The 14,960-nt window shown below is 71.2% G+C and carries 14 protein-coding genes; 5 read left to right on the plus strand and 9 right to left on the minus strand.

Going from position 1 to position 14,960, the window contains the following annotated elements:
• Positions 1 to 309: 309 nt before the first annotated feature.
• Positions 310 to 1,284, minus strand: a complete 975-nt coding sequence (locus OHB01_RS06000) for a GlxA family transcriptional regulator (protein WP_328855062.1) — start codon at positions 1,282 to 1,284, stop codon at positions 310 to 312.
• A gap of 144 nt (positions 1,285 to 1,428) precedes the next feature.
• Between OHB01_RS06000 and OHB01_RS06005 the strand changes: the two genes are divergently transcribed.
• Positions 1,429 to 2,217: an MBL fold metallo-hydrolase gene (locus OHB01_RS06005; protein WP_328855063.1), complete on the plus strand. Its 789-nt coding sequence runs from the start codon at positions 1,429 to 1,431 to the stop codon at positions 2,215 to 2,217.
• A gap of 147 nt (positions 2,218 to 2,364) precedes the next feature.
• On the opposite strand, the gene OHB01_RS06010 is transcribed toward OHB01_RS06005, so the two are convergent.
• Complete coding sequence (locus OHB01_RS06010; protein ID WP_328855064.1) at positions 2,365 to 3,009, minus strand: response regulator transcription factor; 645 nt, start codon at positions 3,007 to 3,009, stop codon at positions 2,365 to 2,367.
• Positions 3,010 to 3,447: 438 nt separating this feature from the next.
• Between OHB01_RS06010 and OHB01_RS06015 the strand changes: the two genes are divergently transcribed.
• Together OHB01_RS06015 and OHB01_RS06020 are read left to right on the plus strand one after the other, a co-directional pair.
• Entirely contained in the window at positions 3,448 to 4,533 is a 1,086-nt protein-coding gene (locus OHB01_RS06015) for a hypothetical protein (protein WP_142651528.1), read from the plus strand.
• A 172-nt stretch (positions 4,534 to 4,705) separates the two neighbouring features.
• Positions 4,706 to 6,064, plus strand: a complete 1,359-nt coding sequence (locus OHB01_RS06020) for an MATE family efflux transporter (RefSeq protein ID WP_185949089.1) — start codon at positions 4,706 to 4,708, stop codon at positions 6,062 to 6,064.
• Between the two features lie 232 nt (positions 6,065 to 6,296).
• Here OHB01_RS06020 and OHB01_RS06025 read toward each other — a convergent pair whose 3' ends face one another.
• The 7 genes from OHB01_RS06025 to OHB01_RS06055 form a co-directional block, all read right to left on the minus strand.
• Entirely contained in the window at positions 6,297 to 6,614 is a 318-nt protein-coding gene (locus OHB01_RS06025; RefSeq protein WP_142651529.1) for a hypothetical protein, read from the minus strand.
• Between the two features lie 203 nt (positions 6,615 to 6,817).
• Positions 6,818 to 7,381 carry a hypothetical protein gene (locus tag OHB01_RS06030; RefSeq protein ID WP_328855065.1) on the minus strand — a complete coding sequence of 188 codons (564 nt, stop codon included), beginning with the start codon at positions 7,379 to 7,381 and terminating at the stop codon, positions 6,818 to 6,820.
• Positions 7,381 to 8,334: an extracellular solute-binding protein gene (locus tag OHB01_RS06035; RefSeq protein ID WP_328855066.1), complete on the minus strand. Its 954-nt coding sequence runs from the start codon at positions 8,332 to 8,334 to the stop codon at positions 7,381 to 7,383. The genes OHB01_RS06030 and OHB01_RS06035 overlap by 1 nt, the downstream gene beginning before the upstream one ends.
• A complete protein-coding gene (locus tag OHB01_RS06040) occupies positions 8,334 to 10,322 on the minus strand; it encodes a hypothetical protein (protein ID WP_147943145.1) in 1,989 nt (662 codons plus the stop codon). The genes OHB01_RS06035 and OHB01_RS06040 overlap by 1 nt, the downstream gene beginning before the upstream one ends.
• A gap of 268 nt (positions 10,323 to 10,590) precedes the next feature.
• Positions 10,591 to 11,505, minus strand: coding sequence for a TIGR03619 family F420-dependent LLM class oxidoreductase (locus OHB01_RS06045; protein WP_142651532.1), 915 nt, complete (start codon positions 11,503 to 11,505; stop codon positions 10,591 to 10,593).
• Between the two features lie 542 nt (positions 11,506 to 12,047).
• On the minus strand, positions 12,048 to 12,506 hold the full coding sequence (locus OHB01_RS06050; protein WP_142651533.1) for a histone-like nucleoid-structuring protein Lsr2: 459 nt from the start codon (positions 12,504 to 12,506) through the stop codon (positions 12,048 to 12,050).
• A 409-nt stretch (positions 12,507 to 12,915) separates the two neighbouring features.
• Complete coding sequence (locus tag OHB01_RS06055) at positions 12,916 to 13,404, minus strand: nucleoside deaminase (RefSeq protein WP_328855067.1); 489 nt, start codon at positions 13,402 to 13,404, stop codon at positions 12,916 to 12,918.
• A 42-nt stretch (positions 13,405 to 13,446) separates the two neighbouring features.
• Between OHB01_RS06055 and OHB01_RS06060 the strand changes: the two genes are divergently transcribed.
• Both OHB01_RS06060 and OHB01_RS06065 read left to right on the plus strand, forming a co-directional pair.
• Positions 13,447 to 13,848, plus strand: a complete 402-nt coding sequence (locus OHB01_RS06060; RefSeq protein WP_147943142.1) for a hypothetical protein — start codon at positions 13,447 to 13,449, stop codon at positions 13,846 to 13,848.
• Positions 13,849 to 13,886: 38 nt separating this feature from the next.
• Positions 13,887 to 14,954 carry a spore photoproduct lyase family protein gene (locus OHB01_RS06065; protein WP_328855068.1) on the plus strand — a complete coding sequence of 356 codons (1,068 nt, stop codon included), beginning with the start codon at positions 13,887 to 13,889 and terminating at the stop codon, positions 14,952 to 14,954.
• Positions 14,955 to 14,960: the final 6 nt, after the last annotated feature.

Genomic DNA, 14,960 nt, shown 5'->3' on the forward strand with positions numbered 1-14,960 from the left:
TTCCACGAAGAAGACCCGCAGATCCGTCGTCACCGACATCCGATGCCGCACCATGGGCGGCACCACGAGCGCCACGGCGCGGTGCCGGACCCCGGCCGCGTCCACCAGGGCGGTCTCTCCTTCGAGGGCGACGACGATCTGGAACGCCGCATGACGGTGAAAGCCGCTGTCCCACGACGGTCCCTGATAGAGCGCATAGCCATGGCCGACCTCGAAACGCGGCGTCGCCGCCCGGGCGGAGGCGTCGGCGGCGTTCACGAGGCCGCCCTCTCGTCGTCCGCCTGCGAGCACGGGTCGTACGTCTCCTCGTCAGGCGGTGCGGGCATGGAAGGTGTCGCGGTAGGTCTGCGGGGCCACCCCGAGGATGCGCCGGAAGTGCGGGCGGAGTGCGACGCCGTTGCTGAAGCCGACCCTGCGGGCGATGGCGTCCACACTGAGGTCGGTGGTCTCCAGCAGCCGCTGGGCCTGCATGATCCGCTGGGCCAGCAGCCATTGGAGCGGGGAGGTGCCGGTGAGCCGGCGGAATCGGCGGTCGAAGCTCCGGCGGCTCATCAGGGCGTGCCTGGCAAGGGCGTCCACGTCCAGGCCGGGGTCGTCGATGTGGCGGATGGCGTGGCTGAGGATCTCGCCGAGCGGGTCGTCGGTGCCCGGGTCGGGCAAGGGGTGCTCGATGTACTGCGCCTGGCCACCGCTGCGTTGCGGAGGCACGACCATGCGGCGGGCGATGGTGTTGGCGACCTGGGCGCCGAACCTGCACCGCACCAGATGCAGGCAGGCGTCGATGCCGGCGGCGGTTCCGGCCGAGGTGATCAGGTCGCCGTCGTCCACGAACAGCACCGAGGCGTCCACCCGTACGTCGGGGTAGGCGGCGGCGAGGGCGGGCGCGAAGAGCCAGTGGGTGGCCGCGCGGCGGCCGTCCAGCAGCCCGGCGGCGGCCAGCACGAACGCGCCGAGACACAGCCCGACGACGGTCGCTCCGTCGGCGTGCGCGGCGCGCAGGGCGTCGAGCACCGGTTCCGGAGGGCGCTGGGCCGGGCTGCGCCAGCTCGGCACGACGACGACGGCGGCGTCGGCCAGCGCGTCCAGCCCGTACGGCGCGTCCAGCCGGATCCCGCCGGTGGTGGTGAGCGGGCCGGGGTCGCCGCCGACCGCACGCAGGTCGAAACGGGGGACGCCCGTGTCGCTGCGGTCCCCGCCGAACACGCTGATCGGGACGCTGGTCTCGAACAGCGGCGCCCGGTCGAACATCACCACCGCGACGGTCAGCGGGTCACGTCGGCTCATCGGTCCCCCTTCGGCTGGCTTGAACCTATCGCAGGACGGCTTTCACGCCACTCCCTCTTCGAGGGCCGTACGGCCGACGATCGTGCGGAGGCGGTCCGCACCGGAACGGCCGCCGGCACCAACACTCCGCACACGAGGACTGTCATGACCAACGCATCGCAGATCAGCGTCCACGCCCTCGGCGGGCCGACCGCGATCCTGGAGATCGGCGGGCTGTGCCTGCTCACCGACCCGACCTTCGACGCTCCCCGCGAATACGTGGCGGGCCCGGGACGGGTGCTGGTCAAGACCGCGCCCACCGCGCTGACGCCCGCGGAGATCGGCCCCGTCGACGCCGTGCTGCTCTCCCACGACCAGCACGTGGACAACCTCGACATCGGTGGTCGCGCCTACCTCGGCCAGGTGCCGCTCGTGCTCACCACCGCGAGCGCGGCGGGCCGGCTGGGCGGCGCCACCCGCGCCGTGCCCGTCTGGGAGCACGTGGACCTGCCCCGGCCGGACGGCTCGGCGCTGCGCGTCACCCGGGTGCCCGCTCTGCACGGCCCCGAAGGCAGCGAACCCCTCGTCGGGGAGGTCGCCGGATTCGTGCTGTCCGGCCCAGAGGCACCGACCGTGTACGTCAGCGGCGACAACGCCTCCCTCGACCTCGTCGCCCGGATCGCCGAGCGGTTCGCCGTCGACGTCGCCGTCCTGTTCGCCGGAGCGGCGAGGACCCCTCTCGTCGGCGACGCCTACCTGACCCTCACCAGCGCGCAGGCGGCCGAAGCCGCCCGGATCCTCGGCGCGTCGCACGTCGTCCCGCTGCACTTCGACAGCTGGGGCCACTTCACCGAAGGGGCCGACGCGCTCACGAAGGCGTTCGCGCAGGCCGGGCTCACCGACCGGCTCACCCTCCTGCACCCGGGCGAGCGCGCCGCGCTCACGACCACCTGAACGGCAGCGGCGGACCGCGACGGCTCGGGACGGCTCAGGGACGGTTCGGGACGGCTCAGGGACGGTTGGCACGGCCCGGGACGGTTCGGGACGGTTCGGGACGGTTCGGGACGGTTCGGGACGGCTCAGGGACGGTTCGAGGACGCTTCAGGAGCCGAGGCAGCGCAGGACGGCCGGCACCCGGCGGCTGTAGCCGGTCGTGTGCGACAGCGCGAGCTTGTCGAACAGGGCGTTGACGTGCTTTTCCACCGCGCTCTGCGACACGTGCATCGACTGGGCGATCGAGGCGTTGGTCAGGCCCTGGGCCATGAGTTCGAGCACCTGGCGCTCGCGGGCGGTGAGCCGGGCCAGCGGGTCGGCACGGCTGGTGCGCGCGAGCGGCCGGCGCACCACCTCCGGGTCGAACGCCGTCCCGCCCTCGCCCACCCGCTCCAGCGCGTCCAGTAAGTCGCCGACCTGGGCCACCCGGTCCTTGAGCAGGTAGCCGACCCCGTCGATGCTGCCGCTCATCAGCTCGGTGGCGTACTTCTTCTCGACGTGCTGCGACAGCACCAGCACCTTGACCTCGGGGCGGCGCAGCCGGATCTCCAGCGCGGCGCGCAGGCCCTCGTCGGTGTGGGTGGGCGGCATCCGCACGTCGATCACCACCGCGTCGGGGCTCACGCCGTCCACCGCCTCAAGGAGCGCGTCGGCGTCGCCCACCGCGGCCAGGACGCCGTGGCCCTCCTCCTTGAGCAGCCGCACCAGGCCCTCGCGCAGCAGCGCCGAGTCTTCGGCCAGCATCACGCGCACCGCGACCCCGCCTCGATCACGGCCGGTCCTCTCCTGGCGACATCGCCGTCCTTCACTCGCACGATGCCCACGCTGCCTCCCCGGCGTGCCTGTACGCGTGGCAGCGGCAGATGATGTCCGAATCTCAAATCGATTCGTCCCCTGTGACCTGCTGAAAGCGACCGGGCCATCGTGTGGCCCCGGATTCGCCCGCATGGATTCCCCATATAGGGGGAAGGTCTCCCCAATCCCACGAAAGAGGCACGGTTTGGCAACGAAATCGCCGGTCGCTTCGCGTGGGTGCCGGGGCACCCCGCTCCGGCACGACCGCCGCACCGTTCGGCGGAGACCATCGGATCGAAACGATACGGAGGAACGGTGATGCCGACCAACCCCCACCGCCTGAAAAAGGGACCGATGTCCACACCAGGCGGGCAACGCCGGCGTATCTCCCCACCCATGATCCTCGCGACCACGCTCGTACTGACGGCGTCCGGCGGCATCGGAGCGACGGCCGCGGCCGCCTCCTCCGCTCCCGTCAGCCCGCCCGGCGAGACCGCCGATCCCGTCGTGACGGCCACGGTGACGATCACGCCGCCGGCCGACCAGGCCGAGCCCCCTGCCGACGCTTCCACGGACGCCCCTACGACGGCGCCCACTCCCGAGGTGCCCATGGTGGGCCCGTTCCTCGGCGCGCTGCACGGCGAGGTCGTCGTGCCGACCAAGGACGGGTGCGGCACCGTCACGGTGTTCACCCAGACCGGGCAGGCCGTCGCCGTGACGGACGACTCGATCACTGTCAGGAGCCAGGACGGCTTCGAGCGGTCGTACGCGATCGGCGACTCCACTCGGGTGCTCACCGCCCGCAGGGGTGGCGAGATCCGTCAGGACGCCTGGATCTCGGTGATCGCGACCGTCCAGCCCGGCACGCCGACGCCCACCCCACCGGTCCCGACGCCGGTGCCGTCCGCCCCGCCGTCGGCGCCCGAAGCCACACCACCCGAGGCGACACCACCCGAGGCGACACCGACGGCACCGGAGACCACACCCTCGGCTCCTCAGGACACACCGACGCCTCCCGAGGCCTCGCCGACGCCCCCAGAGGAAGGCACGCCGCCGTCCTCCGAGAGCACGCCGACGCCTGCGGAAAGCACCCCCGCCCCTCCGGCCGAGACCACGACGGCTCCCCCCGGCGAGGCGAGCTCCACTCCCCCGCAAACCGAGGAGACGACACCCGCCGCCCCTCAGGGGGAGACGGCGGCGGCCGCCTACGTCTTCGACCTCTCGCGGCCGAGCAAGCGGCTGTGGTATCTCGGCAAGAGTTCCCCGTACTCGCTGAAGTGGCACTCGGGGAAGCCCACCTGGCGCGCGCCCAAGCCGTGCCCGACGCCGACGTTCGTCCCCACAGAGCCGCCGGCCACGACGCCCACGGAAACCCCCACGGAGACCCCGGCTCCCACCGAAAGCGCGGTCCCCACGGAGAGCGCGACGCCCTCCACCGAGCCCACGCTCACGGACACGCCGGCCCCGGCTCCCAACTCCTGACCACTTCCGACTCCTGACAGTGCGGCCGGCCCCAGCCTCCCGGCGAGGGCCGGCCTCTCACTGCTCGAACCGCGCGTCAGGGAACCGCCGCACGAGGCGAGCGCCGACGGCTTATTGCAAATAATTCGCAATAGCAAGAGGATTGCGTTCCATCCGAAGTCGTGGCGAGCCGATGCCGCTCGCCACGGCGTACGGCCGGTCGGTCTTCCCGGAGGAACGCATGGACGAGCACGCGGGCGCGGCCCCGCTGCGCCGGATACTCGCGCTCGCCGCGCCCGCGCTCGGAGTCCTGGCCGCCGAGCCGCTCTATCTGCTCGTCAACACGGCGATGGTGGGCCATCTCGGCGCGGTGCCGCTCGCGGCACTGTCGGTCGGCGGCATCGTGCTGGCGCAGATCTCCTCGCAGATGACGTTCCTGTCCTTCGGCACGACCGCCCGCGCCGCCCGGCTGCACGGCGCGGGCCGCCGGGCCGACGCCGTGGCCGAGGGGGTGCAGGCGACCTGGCTCGCGGCGGTCGCCGGGCTGGTGATCACCGTGGCGGGACAACTGCTCGCCACGCCGGTCGCCCATCTCCTCACGGGTGACGGCCGGGTCGCCGACGCCGCGGCGAGCTGGCTCAGGATCGCCCTGCTCGGTGCCCCGCTGATCCTGATCACGATGGCCGGGAACGGCTGGATGCGCGGCGTGCAGGACATGCGGCGCCCGCTGCGCTACGTGCTCGTGGGCAACGCGATCTCCACGGCGCTGTGCCCGGCGCTGGTCTATGGGCTCGGCTGGGGCATCGACGGCTCGGCGGTCGCCAACGTGGCCGGGCAGGCTGTCTCCGCGATCCTGTTCGTGCGGGCGCTGCGGACCGAGGGCGTGCCGCTCGCTCCGGCGCCGGCCGCGATGCGGGCCCAGCTCGGTCTGGCACGCGACCTGGTGCTGCTCGGCCTGGCATTCCAGGCGTGCTGGGTGTCGGCGACGGCGGTCGCCGCGCACACCTCCGCCGCGGCGGCCGGTGCGCACCAGGTGGTGTTCCAACTGTGGATGTTCCTGGCCTTCGTCCTCGACGCGCTGGCCATCGCCGCGCAGGCGCTGGTCGGGGCCGCGCTCGGCGCGAACGACGCGGAACGGGCGCGCCGCCTGGCCTGGCAGGTGACCGGCTGCGGGCTGGTCTTCGGCACCCTGCTCGGCGTGGTGTTCGCGGCGCTGGCCGGTCTCCTCCCCCGCGTGTTCACCGGCGACCCGACGGTGCTGGCCGAGATGCCCGGCGCCTGGTGGTTCTTCGTCGCGCTGCAGCCGGTCGGCGGTGTCGTGTTCACGTTGGACGGGGTGCTGCTCGGCGCCGGGGACGCGGCATATCTCCGCACGGCGACGGCGAGCGGGGCGGTGCTGGGGTTCCTGCCGGTGGTGTGGGCCTCGCTGCGATTCGGCTGGGGACTCGTGGGGATCTGGTCGGGGTTGTCGGCCTTCCTGCTGATTCGAATGATCACCGTGCTGGCCAGGCTGCGCTCCGGCCGCTGGGCGGTGCTCGGCGCCGTACGGTGATCCACCCGCCCCGGCGGACGCGGTCTCGGGGGACGCAGGCTCGGCAGACACAGTCCCGGTGGGCACAGGCTCGGCAGACACAGTCTCGGCAACACTGGCTCGACGGACGCGGTTTCGGCGGATACGGGCCGCGGCCCGGGGACGGCCTACGCGCCCCTCCACGCACACCGCGTACGCGCCGTCGTGGAGGGGCAGGTCGTTCCGCAGGCCGTCAGACCGTCTTCTCGCCGACTCAGCCGAACGATGCGGGGAAGGCGCCGCCACAGTGGCCCGCGACGCAGACGTCCCAGAGGATGTCGTCGAGGTCCGCGCTGGAGCAGCCCCGGGAGCAGCCGCTTCCGAAGGAGTCGGTCAGGAAGGGCGCCGTGTGGAAAGCGGAGTTTTCGAAGGTGTTGTTGAACCCGGCGTCGAATTCGTTGGACGGGTTGCTCCAGCCCCAGCCGGTCGGGGTGGTCGAGGCGCTCGCGGCCGTGGCGCCCACGGCGAGGGCACCACCACCGAGCGCGGTGGAAAGGGCGAGTCCGGCGATGACCTTCTTGAGCTTGGGCATTCAGTCCCCCTCTAAAGGATCAACTGCCTAATATGTGCGCCATTCCTGAATTAATAGGAATAGCGCTTAATGACCGTTAAGCGGTCATTGCCCCACGGCGTCATTGTTTCCGGACAGAACGGGCGACAAACGGCGATCTACGGTATTTAATGCCTATTGTCCCATTCAGGGCCTTCATGGCGCGCTCATGCCGCATTTGTCCCTTAATGTCCGATTTTGTGAGCAGCCTCCGCCGGAGGATGGCAGGCGTCGTCCGATCGCAGCCTGCCGTTCAGCGCGTCCCTGAGCGCGTCGGAGAAGTAGCGGAAGTCGGGCGCCGCGCCCGACGTGGTCGTCGCCACCGGGAGCAGGCAGGATCGGAACACCTGGCTGAACGTCGCGTAGTAGGCGGACATGGGACGCGGCCTCGCGTGCTCCACCGCCTGGCGGACCTCACCGGCGAACCTCGCGAGTTGACCACCCGTGATCTCGGTGTCCCGCTCGGCCTGGCGGGCCGCGCCGTCACCGCCGTCGGCCGTGAGCTGCCCGCAGGTCCGCGCGGTCCCCGAGCTCTCGTATCGCTCGTACAGCGCCGTGACCACCGGCGGATAGCCGGCGCAGGCGAACAGCCTCTCCTGGACCTCCTCGGAGATCAGGTAGTAGATGAGCTCCCTGGCCTCCTCCTTGTGCGGCGAGTCCTTGGCGATGGCGAGGTCGACGCCGCCCAGCACGCCGGTGCCCGGGAACGAGAGCACCTGGAACTTCAGCGACCCGTCGTCGTCGCGCATCAGCGGGTCGGTGGCCAGCCGGTTGAGGCGAACGGCCAGTTGCGCATGTAGCCCACGAGGCCCGTACGGAACGCCTGCAGGCTGCTCTCCTCCCGTAAGACGCTCTCGTTGCTCGGCGTCCGCGCACCGTCGCCGACCGTGAACAGCGCCTCGCGCCAGGCGCGGAGCGCGTCCATCACCTTCTCGCCGTTGCCGTCCTGGTCGAGGACGACGTTTCCCTTGTCGTCGAAGACGACGTCGTCCCGCGACGCCTTCCCGCTCCGGGCCGAGAAGATCGCTTCGAGCAGGTTGACGGTGCCGCCCTCATAATCGTCGAACTGCGCCGCATAGCCGTGCGCCTTGGCCAGTTCGAGGAACCTCTTCGTGTCCTGCGGCGGCGCCGGCACGTCGGTGCGCCGGTAGAGCAGCGGAGCGTCGGCGGCGAACGGCACCGCGAACTGCTCTCCGTCGACCCGGCCGGTCTCCAGCGACTCGCGCAGGAAGTAGCGCTCCGGGAGGGCGCCCAGCTTGCCGGGATCCAGCTCGAACTTCTCGAGATAGCCGTTCCTGGCGAACTCGGTGATGTAGGCGACATCCAGGAGGAGCACGTCATAGGCGCAGCGCTTCGACTGCGCCGCCGCGGCCAGCTCGGAACGCTGCTCGTCGGACGACTCGGAGATCTCGACCAGCGTCGCCTTCAGCGGCTTCGTCTTGAGCTTGCGCTGCTCGTCGTTCCACGCCTTGATCACGTCGTGGCGTACGCCGCCGGCACCGATCTCCGCCCCCGTCCCGATGATCAGGTCGTCGGGGCGCCCGGGGCAGGCGCCCTGCGCGGACGGCGCCCCGGAGTGCTGGCTCACCACGATCACGAACACCGCGCCCGCCAGGAAGCAGGCCGCGGCGAGCCTGAGATGGAACCTCGTGAAGCGTTCGTACCAGCGGCTCCAGAACGACCCGGCGGGACCCGCCGCCATCACGACCACTCCCTGAACTGGAAGATCATCCGTCCGAGCGCTCCCGCGACGTCCGTACCGGCCGTGTCGTCGCACACGACGTGTTTCACGACTGGTTCGGACGGCCCGGAGGTGTCGTTGGACGGCCGCATGGAGCGAGGGGTCTCCAGCCCGTCCGGGCACCTCCCGCCGAACGTGAGGATGTAGAGGTTCGACACGTCCGCGGCCTTCTCCAGTGCGCGCCTGATGGACCGTGCCGCGTTCCCCGGGCCGGGCTCGTCGTTGAACGGGCCGCCGTCGGTGATGACGGCGAGCGAGTTCGCCGGACGGCTCAGCCCGCCGATCAGCGCGGAGATGGGCTCGTCGAAGCCCGACTGCCTGTCGTCCGCGATCCACCGGAGGACCTCGCCGTAGCCCCCCGGGCCCTCCCCGCCGCCGCCGTCGCCCTCCCCCGCCATGGGCGCCTTCGAGGTCCCCTTGTCGTCGGCGAAGAACTTGCCCGCCGAGACCTGGTCGGTGTCCGTCAGGATCTGCCTGACCTCCGCCAGGGCGTCGTGCAGGGCGGAGGCGGACGCCGTGGGAGAGCGGGCCATCGATCCCGATCCGTCGATCATGATCTGGAGATCCACCCGGTGACCCGGCCGGGCGGCGTCCGCGGATATCCGGGCCGGGTACGACGGCTGCGGTCCCTCTCCCGAGGGCTCGAACAGCTTGTTGTGCGCGAGCCACGTGACGAAGGCGTCCAGCGCCGCCCGCCGGGCCGGGTCGTCCGACCAGTTGATCTCCACGAACGGATAGTCGAGCGTGGGCAGGTCCACTGAGGAGACCGCCGTCAGCGCCGCCCGGCCCGCGAGCGGGTTGTGCGCGCATCCCTCGATGCCCATGTCGCCGCCCCGGTTGTATTCGTCGGCGGTGTGCGACGGGACCAGCGCCACCAGCTTCGCCCAGTCGCCGGCCTCCTCCTGGCCGGCCTTCAGATGGCACAGCAGGGCGTTGGCGCTGTTGTCGAACGTCGCGCGCAGTCCGGTGCCGCCGGGCTCGGGTCCGGCCCGGCTCAGCGTCGTGGCCACGATCGCGCCCGAGGTGGAGAACGCGGGCTGCGGATAGACGAGCGACATGCCCTTGCTCCGGGCCCGCTGCACGATCTCGGCGAGCGGATAACCGGCGCTCTCCAGCTCGCCGGTGAGAAGGTCGTTCTTCGCGGCGCCGAAAACGGCGATCGCCATGTGGTCCGTCCCCACCTGCTCGTCCCTCTTGTGCAGGAGAGAACGCAGGCTGCTCGTTTTCCCTGGTACACCGCCGTTTTTCGTCGTTTCCTCGACCGACACGTCCTGGACGACGAGGTCGAACTCCGCGGAACTGGTGGGAATCCACGCGTCCGGAGTCAGGCCGAGCATCCGGCGATAGGGTTCGTCATTCTGCAGCGAATCGTCTCGTAGCCATTCATTGCGAAAGCCGTACCGCATTTCCTCGATCGTGGGCGCGGCGCCGACCGCGATCCGGACCGGTGCGCACCCGTCCGTCCGCTGCTCCTTCGTGTACGCCTCGGCCCTTTCCCGCAGCGCCGTCACGTTCTCCGGAGCGGTGATGACGCGCAGCTCTCGCGGAGGCTCGCACGCGCCGGACGGCGTCACCACCTTGACGACCACCAGCCCCACCAGACCGGTGAACGCGCCCAGGCACGCGGCGATGTAGCCGACCGCGAGGGGCACCAGCAGCCGGCCCGCCCAGCTACGCAGCCCCTGGGGCCACTGGATCCGGTGGAAGGGCCACAGGGCCACCGCGGCGACGGCCGCCGCCCACCGGCCCGGTGTCCTGACCCTGCCCCGCCACAGCGGATAGCAGCAGATGATCACGATCGCCCCGACGGACGCGGGAACGGTGATGAGCGGAGACACCGGCGCCTGCTCGATGAACCTCTGCAGGCTGTTGGAGAAGGGCGCCGCCGCCGCCGTCGCCACCAGCGTCGCCACGGAGGTGACCGCCGCGGTCAGCGCCGTGGTGACCAATCCGGATCGACTGTTGGAGTGCCGATCCTGCTTGTTCCGCTTTTCTTCGTCTATATCCGGACTTTCTCCAGAGGATCGATCCGGAGTTTCTCCTGATGGGGGCACGGGGGCGGACATGAGGACGAGCCTGTTCGACGGGCTGGACGATCCGGCCCGGGCCGGATCACGAAAGATCGACCCCTATTGTGCGCGGCGCTGTCAGGAAATGTAACCCCTTCCTTACAAACAGCCACCGCATCGCTGCTCAGCGTTGTGCGGATCGAGGTCTTCAGCCCGCGCGCAGGAGGGTGACGAGCTCCTGCGCGACGTCGAGGAACCGCTGCCGCGAAGAGGTCGTCGTCTGCACGTCGACGAACGCCTCATGGGCCCCGGCCTCGGCCAGGGTGAGCAGATAGTCGGCGACCTGCCGTACGGTGCCCACACGCGGCACCTCGTCGGCGGGCGCCGGGGAGTCGGTGATCTGCGGGTTGACCCGCACCACCATGCGCAGCGCGGACAGGTCGCGGCCCGCGCCGGACGCGGCCCGCAGCGCGATGTCCCACAAGGCGGTCAGGTACGGCATGGGCATGGCCGTGCCCAGCCAGCCGTCGGCCCGGCGGCCGACCCGGTCCAGCGCCGGAGGCGTGAAACCGGCGAGCAGGACCGGCGGACGCGGCCGCTGGCAGGGCTTGAGGTCGATCCGCGACGGCGGCACCGTCCACAGCGCGCCCTTGTGCTCGACCACCTCACCGGTCCAGACGGCCTCCAGCACGTCGAGCGTCTCCTCCAGCCGGGCTCCCCTCCCCCGCCAGGGCACCCCGGCCGCGGCGTACTCGTCACGAAGCCAGCCGAGACCGATGCCGACATCCAGCCGTCCGTGGCTGAGCAGGTCGAGCGAGGTCAGCGTACGGGCGAGCAGGACGGGCGGCTGCCACAGCGCGTTGAGCGTGCTGGTCCCCAGCCGGATCTCGCGCGTGCCGACCGCGGCCAGGGTCAGTGCGGTGAGCGGGTCGAAGAACGTCCCGAACGCCTCGGGGATCGTCCCTCCTCCCGGGTACGGGTCGCTGGGCGCCAGCGGAAGCAGGATGCGGTCGCCCGCCCACAGGCTGTCGTAGCCCATCACTTCGAGTGCCGTGCTCGTCTGCCGGATGAAATCCGGATCGGCGAACGCGCCGTACTGGGGGACCGCGTATCCGAGTCGCATGAGCGCATCCTTCGCATCGCGCCGGTTGAGGTTCGCCCTCGTCGGGCGTCGGCGGAGACGCCGGGAAAGCCCGCCTGCGGAAAACCGGGCAAGACCGGCTTGTGCCCACGAGCGCCCCACGACTGGGGGTTACCTGTGGCCCGTTGCCGAAACCGGCGGGGTGCAGGTTCCTGCCCGCCGCTCCGCGTACCGCTCCGTGGGCCGCTCTGTGCGCCGCTCCGCGTACCGCTCCGTGGGCTGCTCTGTGCGCCGCTCCGCAGGCCGCTCTGTGGGCCGCCGCGCGTGTCAGTCGTCGACTGTCGCAGCGGTCGGGGCGGCGGGCGTACGCCCGGCCCGGCGGCCTGTCGCGAAAGCCGACCGGGCCGGAGCGAGGCTCGATCTTGAAATATCGCAATAAAACGTCGTGAGCGTTCGCCGGGGCATCCGGCGAGCACGCCGGCGGCGGCCTGGAAGACCCATGGCCACGCCGGTCCGCGCTCCAGACGCTCCGGCGAACGCTCCGGATGCTCCGGCGAACGCTTCGTGTGCGCGGCGTGTGCGGCTCAGACGCCGGCGGTCGCCTCCGCGCGCGGGGCGGCCTGCTCCGCGACCTTCTCCGCGGCTTCCGCCACGGCCGCCTCGGCGGCGGCGTCCTCGGCAGCATCCTCGGTGGAGGCATCAGGGTGCGCCGCGATGAACTGCTCGATGACCTCGTCGGCCATCTTCCCCCGCGCGGGCACGTCGAGCCCCTGCTCGCGGGCCCATTCGCGTACGTCCGTCAGGGTGTAGCCGCGCAGCCGCGGGGAGGTGTCGGCGGCCTTCTTGGACCGCGACGCCTGCTTCACCTCACGGGCGTTCTCCAGCACTTCCTCGATGAACGCGAGAGCCTCGCTCAGCCGCTGGTGGTTCGCGTCGGACAGGTCGATGGCGAAGGTCCGGTTCAGCAGCGGGAACTCCCGTCTCGCCACATCGTCGCCCTCGGAGTGGTCGAGGTCGTCAACCAGTATTACCTTCTGCGCCACGTGCAGCCCTTCCAGGGTGGATCTCCGTCTATCTGGACCGTGGCATCCTACTGGTGCTCGCGTCACCGGCCCGCGTTTCCGGCCGCCTCGGCCCCAGCACGAGCGCCACAGCGGCGATGCCATACGCGACGTCGCGAGCACTGCCAAGGGCAGCCATGCGGTCGAGGTCATGGGCGTTCCACTCGGCCACCCAGGTCTCGGCGAAGGCGTGCGCCCGGTCAAGATCCATGACCTGATCCAAGCACATGCCGACGCCTCAGCGTCTGCGCCTCCGCCCGCCCGTGCGGCCCCCGGGCACCGGGTCGCCCTCGGCCACGCGGCGGAGGGTATCCGTAGCTGCGCGAACCGCACGAGGAAAGGCCAAGGCTGTGGATAACCGGCCGAGGAGACGGCGTTCAGGCGACAGCGCTCAGGAGCCGGTATGCAGGCGGCGGTGCAGTGCGCGGACCTCGTCCACCAGCGCGGGCACGGGCCCGGCGACCCGCACGCCGGGCGCGACCTCGTTGACCGGGAGCGTCCGCACCGGCGGGGGCGGCACGTCCCACTCGGCCAGCCATCGGGCGAGCTGCGCCGACGACGCCACGTAGGCGATCCGCCCCAGCCCCACCCACGCGTGCGCCGCCGCGCACATCGGGCAGTGCTCGCCGGAGGTGTAGACGGTGGCCTTCGCGCGTTCCTCCGGCGTCATGTTCGCGGCGGCCCAGCGTGCCAGCTCGAACTCGGGGTGCCGCGTGTGGTCGCCGCCCGCCACCCGGTTGCGGTCTTCGGCCAGCGCCTTCACGTCCCCGGAGACCAGGACCGAGCCGAACGGCTCGTCGCCGGCCTCCAGCGCCTCCTTCGCCAGCTCGACACAGCGGCGCAGGTGCCGCAGTTCCTCAGAAGTCGGCTCGTACGTCATGATCGAAACGGTAGCTCCGGGCGGAGCGGATAGGCGAAAGGCATGCCGGAGGGGCATCTGGTCCACCGCTACGCGGACGAGCAGCACGAGGCGCTCGCCGGGCGCGTGGTCAGGGCCACGAGCCCGCAGGGCGGGTTCGACGCACGGCCGTACGACGGCAGGGTCGTGGAGGGCGTCGAGGCGCTGCTCTTCCTCACCGGCCTCGATCCCGGCGCCCGCGACATCGGCGCCGAGGCCGCCGGGCGGCTGTGGGACACCGCGGTGCGCCATCTCGCGCTCGGCCGGGACGCGGGGCAGGTGGTCAGCGACCCCGGCGCGCCGGACGGGCGGTGGGTCTACAAACGGGAGCGCTGCCGCCGCTGCGGGGCCGCCGTACGGACCTGGACGCTGGCGTCGAGAACGGCGTACGCGTGCCCGGCCGACCAGCACCTGCATGCCATCTGACCTGGGAAGTCATGCGTTCGACAGGGTGTTATATCCAGGTGAACGAAGGCCGGAGACTGCTGGACATCCGCCGCATCTACGTCGAGCCCGCCGCGGCCGAGCTGCCGCGCGGCAAGGAGATCCTGGAGCGGTTCCCCGAGGCCGAGCGGATCGAGATCGAGGCCCACCACCGCATCCCCGAGCTGTACGGGGACGAGGCGAACGTGGCACGCTGGGTCAGGATCAAGACCGAGGCGCTGGTCCTGGGGGTCAAGAAGTCGCTCACCGCGCGGCCGAACGGCCGGTCGAGCGACTTCATCGCGCCCTCGACGGCCAACGGCTGCGCGATGGCCTGCGCGTACTGCTATGTGCCGCGCCGCAAGGGCTACAGCAACCCGATCACGGTGTTCGCCAACATCGAGCAGATCACGGGCTATCTCGCGCGGCACGCCCGGCGGCAGGGGGTCAAGCCCGAGCCCGACCAGGTGGACCCGCACGCCTGGGTCTACGACATCGGCGAGAACTCCGACTGCTCGGTGGACGCGACCGTCTCCGACAACGTGCGCGATCTCGTCGATCTCTTCCGCGAGCTGCCGAACGCCAAGGCGAGCTTCGCCACCAAATACGTCAACCGCGATCTGCTCGGCTGGGATCCGCGAGGCCGTACGCGTGTCAGGTTCAGCTTGATGCCCGCCGCCGACGCCAGGCTGCTGGACATCCGCACCTCGCCGGTCGCCGACCGCATCGCGGCGGTCGGCGACTTCGTCGAGGCGGGATATGAGGTGCACGTCAACTTCAGCCCGGTGGTCGTCCGCGACGGCTGGCTGGAGGACTGGGCCGAGCTGCTCGGGCAGCTCGACGACGCGCTGAGCCCGGCCGCCCGTGCCCAGCTCGCCGCCGAGGTCATCTTCCTCACGCACAACGACCGGCTGCACGAGGTCAACCTCGGCTGGCATCCCAAGGCCGAGGAGGTGCTGTGGCGTCCCGACCTCCAGCAGCCGAAGCGCTCGCAGACGGGCGGCTGGAACGTCCGCTACAAGACCGGCCACAAGGGCCGCTACGTCACCGCGCTCACCGGCCTGATCGCCGAGAAGATCCCGTACTGCCGGGTCCGCTACGCCTTCTGAGCGCGG

The sequence above is a fragment of the Microbispora hainanensis genome, assembly GCF_036186745.1.
Taxonomy (GTDB): Bacteria; Actinomycetota; Actinomycetes; order Streptosporangiales; family Streptosporangiaceae; genus Microbispora.

Bases quoted from the DNA above. Each gene is read 5' to 3' on its own strand.
- OHB01_RS06045 (WP_142651532.1), bottom strand. From the start codon at position 11,505: ATGCGACTCGGATACGCGGTCCCCCAGTACGGCGCGTTCGCCGATCCG.
- OHB01_RS06025 (WP_142651529.1), bottom strand. From the start codon at position 6,614: ATGCCCAAGCTCAAGAAGGTCATCGCCGGACTCGCCCTTTCCACCGCG.
- OHB01_RS06035 (WP_328855066.1), bottom strand. From the start codon at position 8,334: ATGGCGGCGGGTCCCGCCGGGTCGTTCTGGAGCCGCTGGTACGAACGC.
- OHB01_RS06030 (WP_328855065.1), bottom strand. From the start codon at position 7,381: ATGCGCGACGACGACGGGTCGCTGAAGTTCCAGGTGCTCTCGTTCCCG.
- OHB01_RS06020 (WP_185949089.1), top strand. From the start codon at position 4,706: ATGCCGCTCGCCACGGCGTACGGCCGGTCGGTCTTCCCGGAGGAACGC.
- OHB01_RS06060 (WP_147943142.1), top strand. From the start codon at position 13,447: ATGCCGGAGGGGCATCTGGTCCACCGCTACGCGGACGAGCAGCACGAG.
- OHB01_RS06000 (WP_328855062.1), bottom strand. From the start codon at position 1,284: ATGAGCCGACGTGACCCGCTGACCGTCGCGGTGGTGATGTTCGACCGG.
- OHB01_RS06005 (WP_328855063.1), top strand. From the start codon at position 1,429: ATGACCAACGCATCGCAGATCAGCGTCCACGCCCTCGGCGGGCCGACC.
- OHB01_RS06055 (WP_328855067.1), bottom strand. From the start codon at position 13,404: ATGACGTACGAGCCGACTTCTGAGGAACTGCGGCACCTGCGCCGCTGT.
- OHB01_RS06015 (WP_142651528.1), top strand. From the start codon at position 3,448: ATGATCCTCGCGACCACGCTCGTACTGACGGCGTCCGGCGGCATCGGA.